This window comes from Enterobacter sp. BNK-16 (assembly GCF_048684955.1).
Classification (GTDB): domain Bacteria; phylum Pseudomonadota; class Gammaproteobacteria; order Enterobacterales; family Enterobacteriaceae; genus Enterobacter; species Enterobacter bugandensis.
In genome coordinates, this window is sequence record NZ_JBLQTQ010000001.1 from 3,524,356 (window position 1) to 3,545,585 (window position 21,230).

Genomic DNA, 21,230 nt, shown 5'->3' on the forward strand with positions numbered 1-21,230 from the left:
GATGAGTTCATTCACGTACGATCTTAACGCGCTGCCGGCCGCCGTCATGATTTATGACCGCGAGGAACGCCTTCAGGCCTGGAATCACAACGTGGCCCTGTTTTATCCGGTCATTACCCCGTGGCTGACGGTGGGAACGACTCTTGAAGCGCTGGCGGAACGCTTTATCGACGCCGTTTACAACGTCGACCCCGGCCTGCGGCAGACGCTGCGCGAGTCGATCGTGCGCAACTGTCGGCAGGATAAACACTGCGAGGTGCGCCAGGCGGGCCAGCGGCGGATCTTCGTCCAGCATCAGCGGCTTGCGGACGGCGGTATTGTCAGCCTGCACAGCGATGTTACAGAGCTGGATGAAGCGCAGCGCGCGCGCCACCAGCTGCATGACGACTTTCTGCTGACGGCGGAATCCATTCATATCGGGATTTGGGACTGGCAGGTTTCCGGCGACACACTCCAGGTCAACGATACCCTGCTTGCCATGCTGGGCCAGTCGCGCACACAGTGGCGATATCCGGTGCGTTTTCTCCTCAATCAGGTCCACGAGGACGATCGCGCAGCGCTACGCAAGGCGCTGCACGCTTCGAAGCAGGATCATCGTCCGGTCTTTGAATGTGAAATTCGCGTGCATCACCCTACCGAAGGACTGCGCTGGATGCTGCTGTCCGGCCAGGTGGTTACGCTCTCCATTGAGGGGAACGCCGAGCGCGTCATTGGTACGCTGCAGGATATAACGCGGCGCAAAGAGGCTGAAATTCAGGCGTTCGCCTCGGCCATTGAGGCACAAAAAGCCAATGAGGCAAAAGGCGCGTTCCTGGCGAATATGAGCCATGAAATTCGTACCCCGATGAACGGCATTATTGGCATGACCCAGCTGTGCCTGGATACGTCTCTCAGTGCCGACCAGCGCGACTATCTGACCCTGGTGATGAGCTCTGCCCAGTCTCTGCTGCATATCATCAACGATATTCTCGACTTTTCCCGAATTGAAGCCGGCAAAGTGGAGCTGGAGACGGAACCCGTACCTGTCCGCCCCTTTATTCAGTCGCTCATTCGCCCGCACATGCCGGGGGCGAGCGAAAAAGGCATCGAGCTGTTGGTTGATATTGCGCCCGACGTTCCCGACGTGCTGCTGGTTGACGGCGCGCGGCTGCGGCAAATCCTGACCAATCTGCTGGGCAACGCGCTGAAATTTACCCATCAGGGAGAAGTGATCCTGGTTGTTGAGCCCGGCGATAGCGCGAATCGATGGCGTTTTCGCGTGCGCGACAGTGGCATTGGCATACCGGCAGATAAGCAGAAGGCTATTTTTGAAGCCTTCAGCCAGGCGGATAACTCAACCACCCGCCGCTATGGCGGTACGGGGCTCGGGCTAACCATCTCGGCAAGACTGGTTGCGGCCATGGGGGGCGAATTAACGGTCTCCAGCGAGCCGGGAAAAGGCAGCGAATTTTCGTTCTCGTTGCCGCTGGCGGCGCAGATCCTTGCGCCCGGAGAGCGCCCACATAGCCAGCGCTTTAACGGTGAACCCGTACTGGTGGTTGATGATAACGCGACCAACCTGCGGCTGCTGGCCGCGATGCTCAGCCAGATGGGACTGAAACCCACCTGCGTTAACAACGCCAGCGAGGCCATTGACCGGGTTAGAACGGGAACGGCGTGGCCTCTGATCCTGCTGGACGCGCAGATGCCGGATATGGACGGCGTGTCCCTGGCCCTTGAGCTTTCGGTTCTGCCGCAGGTTGCTGAAAGCCATATCATCATGCTGAGCTCCATGAGCCGACATTTTGATATCAATATGCTGAAGCGGATCGGAATCAAGAACTATCTGCATAAGCCTATCGCCCAGGATGAATTACATCAGGCGATTGCCGCCGCGTTTGAACGTTCGCCAGCACCCGTGGGTGAAAGCACGCCCGCACCTGTCGCCTCGCCTGCAGCCACGGGACTGCGGATCCTGCTGGCTGAAGATAATCTGGTCAACCAGAAGGTCGCCGCGCGCCTGCTCGAGCGGCTCGGTCATAGCTGTCAGATCGTCGACAATGGCGTCGCGCTGCTGGAACGCTGGCGCGCGGATACGTGGGACGTTTTACTGATCGACCTTCAGATGCCAGAGATGGACGGTGAGACCGCCATTCGCCTGCTTCGTGAAGAAGAGCAGTCCCGGCCCGGACCGCCTCAACCCACCGTCGCCATGACCGCACACGCCATGCAGGGGGATAAAGAGCGCTGCCTGAATATGGGGTTCGACGGCTACATTGCCAAACCCATCAGCCAGGAGCGTCTCGCTGAAGAGATTGCCCGCGTGCTCCAGCACCACGAAGACGCCTCCGGTTTTCCGGATGAAGCACGCCTGCTGAAGCAGTGCGCTGACGATCCCACCCTGGTACAGGAGCTGCTGGCCCTGTTTGGCGAAGGGCTAAATGAAGCAATCAAAACCATTACCCAGGCGATCGACAGCAACGACCGCGAGGCGCTGCGACGCGCGGCCCACAAGCTGCGCGGAGAAGCCGTCACCCTGGACTTCAGCACGCTCGCACAGCAGCTGCAGGTGCTGGAAAGCGACGCGCATACGCTGGATGGGCGCCAGCTTGCGGCCCTGAAAGAAAATCTTCGCCAGGAATCGCTGCGCCTGATGGCGTGGCTCAACGCGCGCGGGGTAAACAAATGAACGCTCGCAACTGCACGCTGCTCGTTGCCCTGTTGACCACCCACGCGGTGGCGAATTCTGCGCCGGTCAGTTGGTCTCTGGCCGGAGAATGGCAGGTTCAGGATGCCAATGACAGCGCACATCCTGCCGCATCAGGCTGGCATCCGCTTCAGGTTCCTGCCAACTGGTACAGCGCCGGGTACGATCATCAGGGTGCGCTGTGGTACAAGCACGCGTTTACCCTGCCCGTGCAGCCCCCCGACGTGATGAGTACCCTGGTGTTTGACGGTGTCGATTACCTGGCAGAGGTGACCCTGAACGGCCAGCCGCTGGGCAAGCATGAGGGCTACTTTCAGCGCTTTTCGCTGGACGCCAACCCGGCGTTACAACGTCACAATCGGCTCATCGTCAGGGTAGACAGCCCCTACGAAGATCCGCACAAGATCTGGCCTTTGCATAAAACGGTCATGAAGGGGGTTCTGAATCAGCATGACACGCGTCCCGGTGGCGCCTGGTCGCCGGAAGGACAGGACGCTAACTCGGGCGGCATCTGGGCACCGGTCCGGCTGCACCTTAGCCGGGGCGCCACCCTTGATGAGACCATCCTGCGGCCCGACTGGTCGCAGGGGCTGACTCACCCGACGCTAAAAGCGGAGATTCGCTATCGCGCGCTCGATCAGGGCCCGGCGACCGTGCGGCTCACTGCCACGCCCGCCAACTTCAGCGGCAGGCCCTATCAGGCTGACTTTCCGGTTACTCTCGAAAGCGGTGCCCATTCCGTGCAGGTGACGCTGCCCATGCCGAAGGCAAAGCTGTGGTGGCCGATCGGCACGGGGAAACCCCACCTGTATACCGTTCGCGTGGCGTTGCGAGATGCAAACGGCTTAATGGACACGGCGGTAACCCGCACCGGGCTGCGCAAAATCGTCGAGCAGCCCGACAATAAGGGCTGGCTCATAAACGACAGGCGCCTTTTTATTAAGGGCAGCAATTACATCGGTTCCCCCTGGCTCGGCACCATGACGCGGAAAAAATACCGACGCGACCTTCGTCTGGTGGAAGCCATGAACGCCAACGCCATACGCGTGCACGGACACGTTGCGGGGCGCGCGCTGTATGACGTGGCCGATGAGATGGGCATGATGATCTGGCAGGATGTTCCGCTGCAGTGGGGCTACAACAACAGTGCGGCTTTCACGGAAAATGCGGTTCGACAGACGCGAGAGATGATCGAACAGTTTGGCAATTCGCCTGCCATCATCGTCTGGGGCGGGCATAACGAACCGCCGTGGAATTCGCCGTGGATGGAAAAACGCTTCCCGGACTGGAATAAAGATCTGAATCGCGAGCTCACGCAAAAGGTGGCGGATACGCTTGCCGAAGATACCTCCCGCATCGTGCACCGCTTCTCCGCCGTTGAGGAGCATTACTGGGCGGGCTGGTACTTCGGCACCGTGCGCGACCTGCTTGCCCCAGCCAAAACGGGGATCATTACCGAGTTCGGCGCGCAGGCGCTTCCCCGCCTGTCAACGCTAAAAACCATCATCCCGGCGGCGTCGCTCTGGCCAAAAACGACTGCCGCCGACGATCCCGGCTGGACCGTCTGGAAATACCATAATTTTCAGCCCTTCCAGACCTTTAAGTTCGCCGGTATTTCGCGCGGGAAGAATATTCAGGCGATGATTCGCAATACCCAGGCGTACCAGTCTCAGCTGGTGGCCACGGCGGCCGAAAGCTATCGCCGACAGCGATACCAGCCGGTGACGGCCCTGTTCCACTTTATGTTTGTGGAAACCTGGCCCTCCATCAACTGGGGCGTGGTGGACTACCTGCGTAAGCCTAAAGCCGGGTTTTACGCGCTCCAGCGCGCGTACCAGCCTGTTTTGCCTTCCATCGAACCGGTCACCGCGCAGTGGCAATCCGGCGCGGCGGCGACCGTGCGCCTCTGGGCCATCAACGACACCTGGAAACCGTGCAGCGAATGCCGCCTGACCTGGCGTATCACGCAGCGCGACAAGTTGCTGGCTAAAGGCACGACGACGATGACGATCGCAGCAGACTCGGGAACGATGGTCAAAACGCTGACGGCTACGCCCGTGGGCCAGGACGACGTGTCGATTCGGTTTACGATTGAAAACAGCGCGGGAAAAATTGTCGGTGAAAATCAGCGCACGGAGTCCGTCATAAAGTGAGCGAGGGGAAAAGGAAAATTGCCGCTTCCCCTGCTTTCTTGTACCCTTTCAGCGTTTACCCCAATCCCCAAAAAATCGAGACATCCGGACGCCTATGACTGCACACATTTCCAAAGATCCTTTACATGGCGTAACGCTGGAGATGATGGTCAACGCCCTGGTGGCGAAGTATGGCTGGAGCGAATTGGGCGACCGCATCAAAATTAACTGTTTCAGAAAAGATCCCAGCGTTAAATCGAGCCTGAAATTCCTGCGCCGCACCCCGTGGGCGCGCGCGGAAGTTGAAGCCCTGTATCTGGACTCCCTCAACGATGAGGAAAGCGCAGAACAGGCGGCGCCCGCCTTTAATCCCTGGGCTAACAGTCGGATTATCAAGAGCTAATACGCAAATGACGCGACACGTAAAACGGATCGGTGCGCTGGCTGCCTGCGCGCTTTTACTTGTAAGCTGCTCCTCAAAACCACCTAAATCACTGGTTACCCCTCTTCCCACCGCCAGCAAACCGACGCAGCAGGCAAACGAGCCGATGCGCGGGGTCTGGCTGGCGACCGTCTCTCGTCTCGACTGGCCGCCGGTAGCCTCGGTGAATGGCCGCAGCGCCGACCAGCGCATCACCATGCAAAAGCAGGCGCTGATCGGCAAGCTCGACAACCTTAAGCGCCTCGGCATCAATACGATATTTTTCCAGGTGAAGCCGGACAGCACCGCGCTCTGGTCATCAAAAATTCTACCGTGGTCAGATATGCTGACGGGCAACATCGGCGAATATCCGGGTTACGACCCGCTGCAGTTTATGCTGGATGAAGCGCACAAGCGCGGCATGAAGGTTCATGCCTGGTTCAACCCTTACCGCGTGTCGACCAATACTAAGCCCTCAACCATCGCCGCCCTGAACCGGACTTCATATCTGACCCCGTCCAGCGTTTATGTTCAGCACCCGGAATGGGTACGCGTCTCCGGCGATCGTTTTGTTCTCGACCCGGGCATTCCCGAAGTGCGCGACTGGATAACCAAAGTGGTGACCGAAGTGGTGGCAAACTACCCGGTAGACGGCGTGCAGTTTGATGATTACTTTTACGCTGAATCGCCGGGATCCGCGCTCAACGACGCGCAAACCTGGCGGCAGTACGGCCAGGGATTTGCCTCAAAAGCCGACTGGCGCAGACACAATACGCAGCAGCTGATCGTGCAGGTCTCCCGCGCGATCAAGCAGACCAGGCCCAACGTGGAGTTTGGCGTCAGCCCGGCGGGCGTGTGGCGGAACCGCTCCTTTGACCCGGCGGGTTCGGACACGCGCGGCGCCGCGGCCTACGATGAATCCTACGCCGATACGCGTCAGTGGGTGCAGCAGGGCCTGCTGGACTACATTGCCCCGCAGATATACTGGCCCTTCTCCCGGGACGCCGCGCGCTACGACGTGCTGACCAAATGGTGGGCCGACGTCGTCAAGCCGACCCACACCCGCCTGTATATCGGTATCGCGTTTTACAAGGTGGGCGAACCGTCGAAAAATGAGCCGGACTGGACGGTACAGGGCGGCGTGCCGGAGCTGAAAAAACAGCTCGACCTTAACGATTCGCTGCCCAACGTGAACGGCACCATCCTGTTCCGGGAAGATTACCTGAACCAGCCGCAGACCCAGCAGGCGGTGAACTACCTCAAAGGACGCTGGGGTAGTTAAGTGACTATCAGGCAGAAACACCCCGTTTCTGCCTGATTTTTTACGGCTTCGGCCCGAACATCGCCTCAAGCTGCTGCGCGTCCGGCATACCGACCACCTGCTGCAACTCGTTTTCCGCATTCAGATAGTAAATGGCCGGCGTGGCGTTAGCGCCGAGGCTGTCCATCAGCGCCTGGTGTTTCTGCAGGATCGCTACCGTTTCGCGGGAAGCGTCCCCTTCAGGTTTTGGCAATTTTTTCCCACCGGAAAGCTCGTATTCGCGCCAGGCCGAAACCGGATCTTTCGCATTCAGGATCGCAGAGGCGTTGCGCCCGCTGTTGGGGTTAAGAAACGCCACCAGCAGCGTGTTGAGCTGAACCTTGCCCGCCTTCACCCACGGCTGCGCTTCGGCCCAGAACTGCTTGCAGTATGGGCAGAACGGATCGGCGAAGACGAAGACCTTACGCGGGGCGTTATCTGCCCCTTCCTTCAGGGGATGCGCCGCGTTGAGGTTCTTCCACATCTCGCGCCCCATCGGAGCGTAGATCTCTTTCTGGAAATAGCCTTCGCTGAGGTTTTTTCCTTTGTCATCGTACAGATAGCCCGAAATAACGTGTTTGCCGTCCGGGGTTAAAAACAGCGTCACGCCCATGTCCTGATATTGCCCCAGCCAGGCCGGTGCGCCGCCGGGGGCATCCAGTTTCTTAATGATTTTGATCTGCTGCTGCTCGCTGAACTGCTTCACCACATCCGGTATGGCATCAGCGGCCTGGGCCAGCCCTGAGGTCGCCAGCGCCGAAAGTAACAGTAATTTTTTCATTTCCCTCTCCGGTTTGTCGGGGGCATTCCGCCCCCTTCAGGTTAGCGGTTTTTCAGTGCGTCACTGACCATTTCGTCGAACTGTTCAAAAGGAACCCAGCCGGGCAGCAGCCCTTCGCCGATAAGCGTGGCGGGCGTGCCCTGAATTCCCATTTTTTCAGCGACGATCAGGCTGCGTTTGATCGACACCATGCTCTCATCATCCGGCGCGGTGACGCTCACCCCCGCGCGCTTTTGTGCCTCCTGAATGCTGGCGTCATCGTGGTACCCCTTTTTGGCCATCAGGGTATGGTTAAATTTCATAAACTGCTCGGGATGCGCGCGCCAGACGGTTAACGCGTCGCGCGCGGCGGTCAGCGAACTTTCCGAGCGGAAAGGTAAAAACTTAAAGACCACCGCCACATCAGGGTGTTTTTCGACGATCTTCTCCAGGTAAGGATCGAATTTCTTACAGTACGGGCAGTTGTAGTCGGTAAACACCACCAGGGTAAGCTTTGGATTTTTCGCGCCAATACGCGGCGAATCCGGATCGTTAAACAGGAAATCAGCGATCATCTTCTGTGCACGCTGTTCCTGGTCCGGCGTCAGCGGCTGGGCTGCCATGACCTGAGCCGAGGCCAGCAGGAGCATAAGCGTAATAAGGAATTTTTTCATAATACATTAGCCTTTTGCGTTGTTCAGGGTGGTGACCAGGGTGCGCTTGTCCAGCAGCGGCGAGAGGATGTCCCCCTCAGGCGTACCGGGGCCATAGACCTCATTAAAGGGAATGGCGTAGCGGTTTCGCTTCGCGAGAAACTCTGCGATCAGCGCGGAGGGCTGGCTCCAGTCTCCGCGCAGGGCCACCACGTCCGGCTGACTCAGCGCTGCAATAACGTCCGGCTGACGCAGTACCCGGTGCTCGTTAACTTTGCAGGTCACGCACCAGTCCGCCGAGATATCCACAAACACCCGTTTCCCCTGCGCCAGCGCCTGCTCAATGGCCTCCTCGCTGAGCGGCTGCCACGGGATGGTCTGTGCGACGCTTTGCGTGGTGGCGTCAGACTGTGAGTTGAGCAACCCGCGCAGCTGATACCCGCCGAACACCGACAGCGCGATGACCACGACCCAGAATAACGGCGAGGAGGTTTGCCCCTTCTTCGCGAACAGCGCCAGCGCGATAACGATCAGCACCAGCATCACGACCTGGCTGACCGCCTCGCCGAGATGCAGGCTCAGCAGCGTGACCAGCCAGAGGCTGGAGGCCAGCATCATCAGGCCCAGGATCGTTTTGAGCGTGTTCATCCAGCGGCCGGGTTTTGGCAGCAGCATGGCCGTTTTCGGCACCAGGGCCACAAACAGCCACGGCAGGCTCATGCCCACGCCCAGCATCAGGAAGATAAGCCACAGGGCGTGCAGCGGCGCGCCAAGGGCAAAGGCAACCGCCGTGCCGAGGAACGGCGCGGAGCACGGCGTGGCAAGTAGCGTGGCGAACATCCCTTCGCAGAAACTGCCACCAAGCCCTGTGCCCCCTGCCGTTGCCAGCCGCCCGGCGGCGGCAGAAGGGAGCAGCATCTCAAACGCCCCAAACAGATTCAGCGCAAACAGGAAGGTCACGGCAACCATCAGGCCGATAAACCACGGGTTCTGGAACTGAATGCCCCACCCCAGCGACGCCCCGGTCAGCTTAAGCGCGGTCACCATCGCGGCGAGCAGCGCAAAGGAGGTGAGGATCCCGGCGCTGGTGGCCAGGAAGCGCAGCCGGATGGCGCGCCTGTCCGATCCCGCCTGCAGGATGCTGTTAAGCTTCATGCCCATTACCGGCAGCACGCAGGGCATCAGGTTCAGGATCAATCCGCCAAGCAGGGCAAAAAGCACCATTTTACCCGTTCCTTCAGGCGCGGAAGACTCTGCGGGAGTTGCCCCAACGGTCATGGTGGTTTGCTGCGCGTTACCGCCATTGGTCAGCACAAACGACAGCCTCTTGCCTTCCAGCGAGGCGGGTTTATCGCCCCATTCGTCGGTCACGGGTACCGTCACACGAAGCGTGTTGCCGTCGTGCTTAATGGCCGGCTCGCCGGGGAGAATGTCACCCTCCAGCGGGTCAAAGTAGATCCCCGGATTGTCCCACTTCCCGTCCGTCGTACCGGTAATCACCAGCTTGTCGCCGGATAGCCATGCGGAAAGATCTGCGGATACGCCTGACGTACCGGGCACAGCGCGCATCGCTTGTTCGAACTCGCTACGGAAGCCCTCATCCACCGGCTGGGTAAAATCGAGATGCAGCGGGTAGTACGTCAGCAGGCAGACGTTGCTGCAGGTGGAGAGCGTGAGCGTTCCATTGAGCGCGTCGCCCTTCACCCCGTCGAGAACGATCGGAATCGTGACCTTATCGTGATATCCCTGCGTGGTCATGCCGGAGATATCGAAGCGCGACGGTACCGGCCAGGACCAGCTATCCGTAACGCCGTCCGGCCAGCTGATTTTTGGCGCGACGCCACCCTCGCCCGGCGATCGCCAGTAGGTTTTCCAGCCGGGCTTTAGCTCAACGGTGAGCAGGCCCTTAATATGCGTTTGTTCCCTTTCCGCCTGAAAGCGGATGCGGGCGTGATCGTTTTGTGGGGAGACCTGCCAGCCGGTGTCTGCCGCATGGGCAACGCCGATGCAGGACAGCCACAGGAAGACGAATCCCCTGAAGAGATTAACCATGTATTACTCCGTGAACAGTGAAAAATTATCGTGTGGTGACGATGATTTTCATTCACGGAAAACGCAGTTTTTAAGGTGTATTCGGGGAGGCGGTGCCTGAACCGGCTGTTCCGCGGGAGCGAATGCCCGCCCTTGCGTCAGCAGCTGTAACAGCGCGAAGAAGATAATGATAGCCGGCAGCGCGCCGTCGAAGAACAGCGGCTGGGCACAAAGAAGCGACTGGGCGCCCAGCTGGCAGGGCGATGGCCCGGACTGCTCGGTGCTGCTTTGGGTTGGGGCATCTGCACTCAGTGAAATCTGCGGATCCAGTCCCTGTAAAAAATGGTTGAGCATCACCGCACGCTGCACGAGGCAAATCGCCATCGCGAGACAGGTGATGATCAGAAGCCATTTTCCGAGGAGCTGACGGTTGCGCATAATATTCCAGAGTAACAAGATGCCCCGATCATAAACGATAGTGATGAATCTACAAGTGCCGGAAGTGTAAGGTTTTGTCTGTCGCCGCTATTCACCCGTCAGCGCGTCGTAGATATCCCGCAGCCGCGTGCGCAGAAACAGCACCGCCTTGTGCTTGCGGGATAACAGCGCCTGCTCGCTGGCCCCCGTCTCCTCTGCCAGCATTTTAATGCTGTAGCCGTGCAGCTCGGTCTTTTCAAACACCTCCCGCTGCGGTGGCGGGAGTTCTGACAGCGCCTGCCCCAGCTCTTCCCACAGCAGCGTTTTGAGATACTCCTCCTCCGGCGTTTGCGGTACGCCGAACAGGGTTTCGGCCAGCTCGTCCTCGGGAAAACCCTCTTCGTCTTCGCCCGTAAAATAGCCGGAGAGCGGCACCTCGCGCTTTTTACGCGCCCGGTCTGTCATCTCGTTACGCGCCGCGCGGAACAGCCAGGCCGCGACGTTTTCGACCGGCTGCTCCACTTTCATCAGCTGATACGTGACTTCCTGCAAAATGTCGTCGGCATCATCGCGAACGGACGTCCGTCCGCGAATGAAGGCTTTCAGCCGGGCGCGGCAGGCGTTGAGCGCCGACATCAGCATGGATCCGCCCGCCTCCCCGGCTTTCATTTCGCTCACTCTGCTTCCGAGGTTTTGGGCGCGGCGTCATCGCGCTTATCGTCACGATGGCCGTGCCAGCCGCAGTGACCTCGACCGTGACGACCAAAGCCTTCGCGACGCTGCTGAATAAACGCCTCGCGCTGCTCGGGCGTCATGTTCATCCAGCGCTCGTGCATCCGGCGGTGCGCGCCAAACATCCCCGGGCGGAAACCTAACCCGCCGAACAGAATGCGGCTCAGCACCAGAATGCCCAGCGCCTGCCAGAATCCGATGGCCTTCACGCCAAGGATCGCCGGAAGCAAGGCATTCCACAGGGACATTACCAGCAGGCCGAGCACGATGAAAATCACCGCGCCGATGACTAAGCCCTTGCCCATACGGTGGCGACCAAATCCGCGCCCGTGACCTCTGCCTTGCATTTCAAAATCTTTCATGGTGTTTACCTCGTTTACAGTAACTGATTATGGCTTGTGATGAGGTAGACGGATGAGGGAGGGAAATATTGCTGGGGGAATGAAAAATTTTTGTGCTATCGGTTTTGGACTTATAGCGGTACCGGCTGGCGAGTGCTGTGAGTCGCTCGAAAGCAAATCATTTCGTACGAAGAATTCGCTTAACCAATGCAATAGCAGATAAGCGACGCTTTGTACGAGATACTGCGGAAATGAAGCAAGCGATGTTATGGCTTTTGAAATCGTTTTTTTACCTAGTTCCTGCGTTGCTCATTGTAATTGGGATATATCTATTTGTACGGTTTGTGCCGGGGCATGATGCTTTACTCAGCATAGTTTGGGTGATTGCTATTTCTGTTATTTATGTGAAATACAACAAATGGTATTGAAAATAAATGTTTACGTTCTAGTAGTCCTTCAAGCTGACCTAATGGGGAAACCACAAAGAAAAATTTGCGGATTAACTGTATAATAGGTTCCTTTAGAAATTTTTCAAAAGCTTCAACTAAATAAAATTAAATAATTAATTTAAGCTAACACCCACAAGTTGACCACATCGCAACACAAAAGCCCTACTAATGTAGGGCTTATAGATGCAAGCTTGAATTTGCTCAACAAAAAGACAAATTATTAGAATTGCTTCAATGATTATCCAATCACGTCAGGGGAAACTTTAAACTCAGTTGGGCTAAAGAATGATGATCTATTAATTGCGTTGAATAAATCAATTTGAGCAATGTGATGATAGCTAGACTTTACCGTTGTAGAATAAAGCTTATAATCTAAATCCTCACATGTCAGCTCTACAACGTATCCCGACATATCTAAATTATAGCAAGAATTTAAAATCTTGTGCTTAGTAGAAGGGAATTTAATTTTATAAATTTCGTTATAAGGCGGTCGAAAATATCTTATTAATCCAGCTTCAATCAATGCAATCTTCTGTCTTTTATTTGGTGGGTTTTTTATTGCATTGAATAGTCTCTCTTCGTTTTTATCTGACTTATCGGCATCATGAGCTCTTCCATCCATAGAAGTAAACATATTATCATTTTTAAATTCATACATAAATATCATTATTTCTTTATCTGGATAATCATATGATGTCTTCGCAAGTATTTTCTGTAAAGTTGAATGGCTCCTTAACCTTTCTATAGCGGTCCTGTTACCCTCGTTACCAAATGCTTGACCAATGTATAAAACTTCATAATTGTCGAGATCCGATTTACTTCCCTTTCCATCATCTAATAAAAGTGTACCAAGTGCACTGGCTGGAACATAAGTGCACTCAGAACCATCCTTGTCAAGACTGACCACTTCTTTAAAAGGGTATTTACAGCTTATAGAAACAGCGCTTGGATCCAATATCCAAGTATAATCCTTAAATTCTATTTCCTTCTCAACACCTTCAACCCTATAACATACAATGCCCGACAAGAATTTACCGTCATGCTTTAATGAGCCTTCTTTAAAATATGGGGCAGGTCTAGCTGTTATTGCATATATGTGACACTCTGAAATAGCATCGGCCTGCTCAGTTGAGATTTCTCCACCATTTAAGAGTTGGTGCGCCGTTAACATGGCCGTGAAGCTATTTAAATACCCAATACTAAATTCTGTAACGAATTCTCTTTTCATAGTAATAAAATCCTTGTGTAGTAACTCACACCGTAAAGTATCAAACGGGTTAATTAAAAATTTAAAACCACTTTGAGATTTAAACCTCTCTTGGGTGGTTAAAGTATACCTCATTAGTAGACCGTTTTTCATCTACTAATTCTTCGAAAATATAGGAGAAACAAATAAAAAATTAATAACCACTTGATTTTGTTGGTGATATGTCTCATTACTATTGAAATGACTACGTTTAAATTTATAATCAATACATTTGTTGCTGGCCTGAAACAGTTAGGTGCAGTGGATTTTCCCTGAGGAGGATTTAGATTATCAGAACCGTCAGAATTTAATGTGACGCTGTTGTTGCCGATAGTACGGGATCGTCGTCAGAGAAAGTGTCCAACAGCACAAAAGCTGTATGGAGCTCGCCGCATAATGCCTGCTCACCAAAAGACGGAGCACACCACACTCGCGAGCAACCGGCGTATATTCCCCAGACACGACATAGCCCCTCGCGAGGTTGATGTCGATCACCGTCACAATGCTGGTGTGCATTAGGTTGCGGATCGCGCGTGCGATTTCCCGTAGTGAAATTAAACTCTTTATGGGGAAGATATGCCGCCGGGTAAATTCAGCGGCAATTGAACGGAGGTATTCCGGCATTAAACGACTTTAAATTATCATATATGCACAAGTCTATTTCATCTAACTCAAAAGACAATGTGCTTTATAGGCAATCTCAAATCCTATAGATTTCTTTGCGGGTGGTAAATGCTCTTTTACCGCCCTCTAGTATTTCACAGCAGTGCTCTTGTGTTTTACTATTGTCTATTGAACCCAGACTAGAGATAGAAGATTTATCATTTGAGCCTATCAATGGAATAACCAATTCGGCATCACCTAAAACTCCAATATTAGAGTTATGAGTAACAACTATTATTTGGCGTCTTTCCTTACATTTCCTAAGGTTAGCAACAACACTATTGAAAATAAACTCAGAATCAAGATTGTCCTCTGGTTGATCAATAATAAGAGGTAAACAACTTTCAGATTGAATAAGTATTGATAGCATTACGGACTGCTGCTGGCCCAAACTCAGCTCACTGATATCCTTCACTATCGCATTGCCATTTTCTTTATCATGGCGCGTCACAGTTAATTCTGGTCTTTCTTGAAAAGGAATGGAAATAACTCTTTCCAAAATTAAACCACTGAACTTCTGCGCGATCTCTACTATTTCAAACTGTTCGAACTCCAGATTGACCAAGAAATCGTATTTTTTAAACCTCATTTGTTGATAAAAAGTTAGAGGTGAAATAGCATTAGCAATCTTATCGCTATTAGTCCACCTATGCCAGTTCATGACCTTTTTAATAAACGATGAAAAATCCTTAGATAAATACCCAGAACCTATTTTTGCATGAACATAAAGTCCGTCCACGGAGCCGGAAAGGTCTCTATTTATCCTAGTACAAAAACCTAACCTTTTAGTATGAATACTGGAATTAATTACATTCCTTGCTTTTAATAACTCTATACGCTCCGACTTAATTTCATTGAACTGTTTTTCTGCTCGCTCAATTTCTTTACTACGACGTTGTAAGCTTGTTATATCATTAGAAAGTTTAACAAATTTTGCCTCGTCATAAGGAATCTTGTCTTCATCCAATTTTTTCTTGATTGTTTCAATATTATCTTTGGCACCTTTCTCTTTCTTGCGCCATTCTACAAACTCACTACGTAGCAGATCTAATTTCCCTGTTAACTCTCTATTCAATTCTTGCTGATAGTGATCGACCACATCTGAAAAAGACTGGATTATGTCAATAACATTGGTTATGTGTTCTTTACCTACATGCACTTTGGCAGGATCAATCGAAAGTAAGTCTTTAAGCTCAGCTTTATCTGAAAGTACCAACTCGTACTTTGTTTTAAGATCTTTTAGGGAGAGTTCTAGGTCGGACCTTAGAGCTTCCTCTTCAATCAAGCCAGAATGCAATTTCATAAGCTCACCTATGTTTTGTTTCTCGTAAGCTTCTTTCTTACTAATTTGGTGTGCTAACTCTTTTTCAATCTCTGTTTTTTGAGAAATTTCATTTGTTAATCGTTCGTAATGTCCGAAATTCGTTATAAGCTGAGTAATTTTCGACTCATCATCCTTCTTTAAATGTTCTACACTTGTAAAGCCGTCAAAAAAATCTAATAATCTCTCATCTTTTTCATCACGATTTGAATTATTGGTAAATGTAGTAAATCCTTGTGAATACGCTTCTATGGGAATGACAGCCTCTGTTAACTCACCCTGCTCATTGAAGCATTCCAGTTTCCCATGTTCTAATACGCAGTTAAACTCCTGCCCTGCTTCATTTTCATACTTAAGTTCTATTTTATCTGGCCAGACATTACTTTTTTGAATATTAGTCGTATTGACCGAATTATTAGATGCCTCTTGAATAGCTGTAATTAAAGTAGATTTGCCAGTACCTCTCCCACCAATAATACAGTTCATATTATTTCTAAATTCAAAATGCATTCCATCAAGAATGCCACCTTTAGCCTTAAACTCTTTAAACCTTGGTATAGCTAACGGAATTTCATCTTCCAGTCTTACTCTTGAGTCATGGCTAAGCAATGCAATTCTAAGACTATCAAAACTCAATTCATCCATTTTGAATCTTGTTAACCTGTCTGCCCCTGCTGCATTTTTACCAAAAGCATTCATTGAGTGAGCATCTGACGACATAATTTTAGCTATTTTATAGTTGCTAGGGAATTTAAGATTATCATTCCTTTTTCTCATGGCATTTTTTCTATCGGATGATTCATCATATTCAGTGTAGTAATTTACTGAACTATGGTTTTTTATTTCCAATGCCAGAATAGCAGGATGTTGAAAAGCAGCATCAAATATCTCGTTAAACTTACCAATTGTCTTTTCGAATCCTGAATCAACTTCAATATGAGCCAGAACACCGATGCCATTATATTTAGCTGCAATCTCTAAACAATCATATACACCCTGAAAGCAAAATTTCCTTGCCGCGTCAAAAGATAACTTACCATAAAAACGCTCTAAATCTTGATTTGTAGGAAAGTAAACTAATAAATGACCTTGAGTTGTTGAGACCTCAATCCCAGGAATTACTAGCAATTGAGTATCTGAAGCTAATTTTACAGCATCCATTGAGTTCTTGATATTATTGTGGTCAGTGATGCTTATTATAGTTAAATTTTTCTCAATCGCTTTAGCAATAATATTCCCTGGGGTCATTTGTTCATCGTTAACATCGTATGAACCTCCGTCGCCAAAGCTATGTATATGTAAATCACCTCTATGGAAATGGGCACCGTATGCCATATTCGAAAATCCCTCTAGTAGTTAGATTAGCAAGTCTCACTATAACGAATTTTGATTACACTTGCATTCCATTATTCCCATAACAGCTTGTCGTACTTCTCAAACCCTACCAAATTTCACTTAAGCTCCCAATAATAAGGCTGACATTTACGATTTCATTTGATTTACGCGCCACAGGGATACTACCATACCAATTCATGCCAATTTGGCGTAAAATCCTTTTTACTGAAATCCGTTATGACAAACTTTTTAGCAAGAAGCTGATTTTAATCCTAAAAAATATCAGTCAAGATAGGTAACATCTTGACTGAAAGGATTTGGGTTATCTTTAAGCATGTACAGGTTAATGCCTTGCGCAAGCTGATTGTTTTCTCCATCGAGTTTTTCCTGTCATTTTCGTACAGACGTAGTAAACAATGACCGGCGCACGTGCAACCGTGTAGGTGGTTAGGAATTGAGGTAATTCATTTTTAAGGCTTACTGCATCGAGAGAGACTTCCCCCACCTAAATTCCGCCTTAGGGCGGCATATCCTCAGAGTAAGCCACTTGCCGCACAAGCGACGCAAAAGTGCCAACATTATGACCGAACTCTCATCACATCAACACGCCGCATACAGACGCACAAAATAAATCCTTTCAACACGTCTGATGCGAAGTGTTATCCCCGTCTCGCCTGCGCGCTAAATGGCTCGCCTTTGATGCAGGTGCATCAAGAGTCCCGAAATGCTTCAGCGCTGGTGCTGACTGGCGAATGCTGCAAAAAAATATGCGATCTTATATAACGATGCAATCAAATAAAATTGAAAAATGATAATTTGAATTCAGTAAACCAATGATGTTACTTCATTCCCTTGAAAGCGGCGTAAGCACTGCCAGCGGCAGCAATGGCAGAAAGCACTGTAGCATAGAGCATTCTTTTTTGACTGACCGCATTAGCTTTGTAGCGCAGTTCATCCCTGTTTATCTCTGAAAGTGTGGTAAGTGCTTTACCTGTTGGCTTATATCCATTATCAAATTTAATTAAGTTACCACTTTGTACAAGGGAATCCAGACATAGGCGAAGATCTTTTTGCATTCTTGTTCTATCATCATGATAAATCCATAATTTCCCTGCGACATCGTTCATTATTACCCACTCACTAAAATGATTCTCCCCTTGTTGTTCTCGGTAGATTCTTACCACCACACTCAAAACATTCATTACATCCGTGATGTCTTGTTTACGTTGTCTATAAAGATACTTTTCCCTGCTAAACTGTTTGTTTGCCAAATCAGATTTGAGTCTAAATTTCCATTCAGAAAACCAACTCAACTCCGACAACGAATTAAAAATTAACTCATGCGCATGATAATAATAAATCCCAGAAAAAGAATCCAAAGAAAGCTCACCAGGATTTAGTGTCGATTTTATACTGAATACGTTTTCATTACTGTCCCATCGCCTAGCGTGCACTTGAGCGTCAATATAACGATCAAAGAGATATTGCTCTCCTGCATTATCAACTATATAAACAGAATACATGTCATAATGTATTGCATTCTCATAATTTAAACTAATCCTTCCATCATCAGGAGTTCTTTTTTCTTCAAATTTTTTAAGTGACTGAACCACATTCATATAACCCCACATATTCATTTTTTAAATGCATCGATTCTAGCTATTTAAGAAGCCCTATACCAGTAGGGCATTTCAGTTCGCCGCCGAGGTAAAACGGAATTTTATGACCTCAAATCACCGTTGCCTACGTGTCAGCACGTTGAGCTCCCATCGTTCCGGGATAATGCTCTCCAGAGCTAAATGAAACCGAATTTTTGCGACGTGCTCCCTTTTGGCTTTAGTCACCTAAGCTGAATGCGCTAGTTCGCTGGTTTTCAGCGACGTAATACTTCTTTACCGTTAATTCTTTACGCGGTACACCAGATTTTAACGCGCCGTTAAGCACCTTCACGACGTCTAGCTTACTTTAGCCGCTTTTTTGGCTTCTACTGCTATTAGTAAACGTGAAACCTTATCGGCGCTACTGTCTTATTACACCCGCCACAGAAAAGGCCCCCCCTACGGAGCCTCTCCCTAAAATCAAGCCTGCACCGGCAACCTAAAACTCGCAATACTCCGCGAAAGCTGCTGCGCCTGCTCTTCCAGCGAGGCCGCTGCCGCCGCGGACTGCTGCACCAGCGCGGCGTTCTGCTGGGTGACGCCATCCATCTCGGTCACCGCCTGCCCGACCTGGCCGATCCCGCGGCTCTGCTCTTCGGAGGCGACGGAGATTTGCTCCATCAGCGTATTCACCTTATTCACCGACGAAATAATCGCGTCAATCACCTCGCCCGAGCGGCTCACCAGCTCCGCACCGTTTTTGACGCTGGAGACCGACTGCGCAATCAGGCTCTCGATGTCTTTAGCCGCCACGGCGCTTTTCTGCGCCAGAGTGCGCACTTCGCTGGCCACCACTGCAAAACCGCGGCCCTGCGTACCGGCGCGTGCCGCTTCAACCGCCGCGTTCAGCGCCAGGATGTTTGTCTGGAATGCGATGCTGTTAATCACGCTGGTAATGTCTTCGATGCGCTTCGAGTTTGCCTCGATGGTGTTCATCGTGTCGATCACTTCGCGGGTCACCGCTTCGCCGGTGTGGGCATTTTTCACCGCGTCCTGCACCAGTTTTCCGGCCTGATAGACATTATCGGTATTGTTCGCCACCGTCGCGCTCAGCTCCTCCATGCTAGCCGCCGTCTGGGTCAACGCGGAAGCCTGCTGCTCGGTACGCGAAGCCAGATCGATATTCCCGGCGGCAATCTCCTGCGCCGCGTGCGTCACGGTATGGCTCGCATTGCGCACCTGGGCGATGGTCGCCAGCAGTGCATGACGCATCTGCTCCATCGAGCCCATCAGGTGGTCGATTTCGTTGCTTGAACTCCCCTTCACTGGCACCGGAATGTCCAGCTTGCCCGCTGCAATCTGGCTGCAGTGCTCGCGCGCCAGGTTGACCGGGGCAAAGACAAAGCGCTTCATGAAGATGCTGACTGCAACGATCACCACCACAAACAGGCAGGCAATAACGGCAATCATCACCAGGCCGGAGACGAAATTGCTGCTCGCATCCTCGTTCAGGCTTTTAGCGTATTTCTGGTGGACTGAAAGCACCTGGTCGAGCACGATTTCGTACTGACGATCGAGACGGGAAACTTCCGGGATCAGCGCGTCAAATTTGGCGACATCGTGCGCCGCAGCGGCATCGATCAGCGGCGCCAGCCCCTGGTTGCGGTAGTTTTGCCAGGCGTCCTGATAGGCACTCACCATCGGTGCTTCATCCGTCAGACGCGGCGACGCCATAAACGCCGCAAAGGCATTGTCCGCTTTGGTCAGCGCCTCTTTCACTGCGGCAAGCTTTGCAGACTCGTCCGCCACGTTGCCCGCTTCCACCATCTTCACGTACTCCATCACCCGCACGCGCAGCGTACGGCTGTGGTTGATGGGGTCAATAATGGACAGCACCACCTGGATCTCTTTGTTGACGTTATCCAGCGAGTTATTACTTTTAATGATGAGGCCAACGCTCGTCACGGTGCTGACGATAAAGAACAAAAGCAGCGAGAACAGGACAATCAGGGACGACTTTTTCAACGACATAAACCAATACCTCAAGGAGAATTATTCCTTATGGTTATCGGCGCTTCCAAAACTTAAATTAATTAAAGTTATTGATGTATCGCCTGGGGCTATACCGCTGACTTATAGCGCCGCTGCAGGGTGGCATCCAGCTTGCGCTGCAATGGCTGCGGCGTCTCCCCTTCGATCAATTTGCCAATCAGATCAAAGCAGTGCCACGCCAGCTGACGGTTGTCCTGACGAATGGTATCCACCGGGATCGTCAGTGAATCGTAGAGATAGTGATCGTCAAAGCTGGCTAATCTGATATCGCTTTGCAACAGGTTATGCTGGCCCATATAGCGCAGCACCCCTTCCAGCAGCCCGCAGGCGGCGGTGAAAAGCGCTTTTGGCGGACGCCCCAGGCGGGCGCAGAGTTCAGCAAACATCTCGTACCCGGAGCTCGGGTGATAGTTACCGTGAATGATCCACTCGGGGCGCAGCTCCACGCCGGCCTCTCGCAGACCTTGCTTAAAACCGTCCAGACGGTCGCGCGTCGGAGACAGGCGCGGCTGGCCGCCGAGGAAGTAGAATTCATTCGGATGCTGGCGCGCAATGTCCGCTACCAGCGCCGCTGTCGGGGAAATGGAGTCGGTGATCACCAGCGGCAGCGCGCTGTCGTTCATGTGCCGGTCAAAAAGCACAACGGGCAGCTGCTCGCTGAGCTTCAGGTAGTCCGCATCGTTCAGCATGCTGGAGGCCACAATCAGCCCGTCCACCTGACGCGCCACCATATTGTTCACCACCACCGTCTCCTGCCCCGGATTTTCATCGCTGCAGGAGATAAGCAGCTGAACGCCGGCCTCGCGGCACAGCGTCTCCAGCTCGTGAGAAAAGACGGCGAAACCGTAGTTAGTGATCTCGGGAACGACAAGACCAATGGTGTGGCTGCGGTTATCGCGCAGCGAGCGGGCGTGAATGCTGGGCTGATAGTGGTGCTCTTTTGCAATCGCCAGCACGCGCTCGCGCGTCTCTTCCGCCACGCGAAGCTCTTTGCTGCGCCCGTTCAGGACGAGGCTGGCGGTGGCTTTTGACACACCCGCCAGCTCCGCGATGTCTTTTATGGTGACGCGTTTTGTTTTTCTCACAACGACTT

General features: G+C 52.0%; 16 protein-coding genes. 5 read left to right on the forward strand and 11 right to left on the reverse strand.

Features of this window, described 5'->3' with window-relative positions:
• The first annotated feature begins 1 nt into the window (after position 1).
• From ACMGGH_RS17015 to ACMGGH_RS17030, 4 genes are all read left to right on the forward strand, one after another.
• Positions 2-2,668, forward strand: coding sequence for a hybrid sensor histidine kinase/response regulator (locus ACMGGH_RS17015; RefSeq protein ID WP_232948268.1), 2,667 nt, complete (start codon positions 2-4; stop codon positions 2,666-2,668).
• A complete protein-coding gene (locus ACMGGH_RS17020; RefSeq protein WP_232948269.1) occupies positions 2,665-4,839 on the forward strand; it encodes a glycoside hydrolase family 2 protein in 2,175 nt (724 codons plus the stop codon). The genes ACMGGH_RS17015 and ACMGGH_RS17020 overlap by 4 nt, the downstream gene beginning before the upstream one ends.
• A gap of 94 nt (positions 4,840-4,933) precedes the next feature.
• On the forward strand, positions 4,934-5,221 hold the full coding sequence (locus ACMGGH_RS17025) for a VF530 family DNA-binding protein (RefSeq protein WP_041909918.1): 288 nt from the start codon (positions 4,934-4,936) through the stop codon (positions 5,219-5,221).
• A gap of 7 nt (positions 5,222-5,228) precedes the next feature.
• Positions 5,229-6,521: a glycoside hydrolase family 10 protein gene (locus ACMGGH_RS17030; RefSeq protein ID WP_059357571.1), complete on the forward strand. Its 1,293-nt coding sequence runs from the start codon at positions 5,229-5,231 to the stop codon at positions 6,519-6,521.
• Positions 6,522-6,561: 40 nt separating this feature from the next.
• Here the strand turns inward: ACMGGH_RS17030 and dsbG are convergent, their stop codons facing one another.
• From dsbG to ACMGGH_RS17060, 6 genes are all read right to left on the reverse strand, one after another.
• Positions 6,562-7,320 (reverse strand): thiol:disulfide interchange protein DsbG, encoded by a 759-nt coding sequence (gene dsbG, locus ACMGGH_RS17035; RefSeq protein ID WP_059357572.1) that lies wholly within the window; start codon positions 7,318-7,320, stop codon positions 6,562-6,564.
• Between the two features lie 41 nt (positions 7,321-7,361).
• Positions 7,362-7,973, reverse strand: a complete 612-nt coding sequence (locus tag ACMGGH_RS17040) for a DsbA family protein (RefSeq protein WP_059357573.1) — start codon at positions 7,971-7,973, stop codon at positions 7,362-7,364.
• Between the two features lie 6 nt (positions 7,974-7,979).
• A complete protein-coding gene (locus ACMGGH_RS17045) occupies positions 7,980-10,004 on the reverse strand; it encodes a protein-disulfide reductase DsbD family protein (protein ID WP_232948270.1) in 2,025 nt (674 codons plus the stop codon).
• A gap of 48 nt (positions 10,005-10,052) precedes the next feature.
• On the reverse strand, positions 10,053-10,421 hold the full coding sequence (locus ACMGGH_RS17050) for a hypothetical protein (protein WP_028013210.1): 369 nt from the start codon (positions 10,419-10,421) through the stop codon (positions 10,053-10,055).
• An 87-nt stretch (positions 10,422-10,508) separates the two neighbouring features.
• Positions 10,509-11,069, reverse strand: coding sequence for an RNA polymerase sigma factor (locus tag ACMGGH_RS17055; RefSeq protein WP_045630592.1), 561 nt, complete (start codon positions 11,067-11,069; stop codon positions 10,509-10,511).
• Positions 11,070-11,074: 5 nt separating this feature from the next.
• Positions 11,075-11,494, reverse strand: a complete 420-nt coding sequence (locus ACMGGH_RS17060) for a hypothetical protein (protein ID WP_232948271.1) — start codon at positions 11,492-11,494, stop codon at positions 11,075-11,077.
• Between the two features lie 137 nt (positions 11,495-11,631).
• On the opposite strand from ACMGGH_RS17060, the gene ACMGGH_RS17065 reads away from it, so the two are divergent.
• Complete coding sequence (locus ACMGGH_RS17065; RefSeq protein ID WP_136343293.1) at positions 11,632-11,901, forward strand: hypothetical protein; 270 nt, start codon at positions 11,632-11,634, stop codon at positions 11,899-11,901.
• A gap of 259 nt (positions 11,902-12,160) precedes the next feature.
• Here ACMGGH_RS17065 and ACMGGH_RS17070 read toward each other — a convergent pair whose 3' ends face one another.
• The 5 genes from ACMGGH_RS17070 to ACMGGH_RS17090 form a co-directional block, all read right to left on the reverse strand.
• Positions 12,161-13,150, reverse strand: coding sequence for a hypothetical protein (locus ACMGGH_RS17070; protein WP_136343294.1), 990 nt, complete (start codon positions 13,148-13,150; stop codon positions 12,161-12,163).
• A gap of 718 nt (positions 13,151-13,868) precedes the next feature.
• Positions 13,869-16,487 carry a TrlF family AAA-like ATPase gene (locus tag ACMGGH_RS17075; protein ID WP_232948272.1) on the reverse strand — a complete coding sequence of 873 codons (2,619 nt, stop codon included), beginning with the start codon at positions 16,485-16,487 and terminating at the stop codon, positions 13,869-13,871.
• Between the two features lie 839 nt (positions 16,488-17,326).
• Complete coding sequence (locus tag ACMGGH_RS17080) at positions 17,327-18,106, reverse strand: hypothetical protein (RefSeq protein ID WP_232948273.1); 780 nt, start codon at positions 18,104-18,106, stop codon at positions 17,327-17,329.
• Positions 18,107-18,565: 459 nt separating this feature from the next.
• Positions 18,566-20,116 (reverse strand): methyl-accepting chemotaxis protein, encoded by a 1,551-nt coding sequence (locus ACMGGH_RS17085; RefSeq protein WP_420299183.1) that lies wholly within the window; start codon positions 20,114-20,116, stop codon positions 18,566-18,568.
• Positions 20,117-20,205: 89 nt separating this feature from the next.
• On the reverse strand, positions 20,206-21,222 hold the full coding sequence (locus ACMGGH_RS17090) for a LacI family DNA-binding transcriptional regulator (RefSeq protein WP_047368592.1): 1,017 nt from the start codon (positions 21,220-21,222) through the stop codon (positions 20,206-20,208).
• Positions 21,223-21,230: the final 8 nt, after the last annotated feature.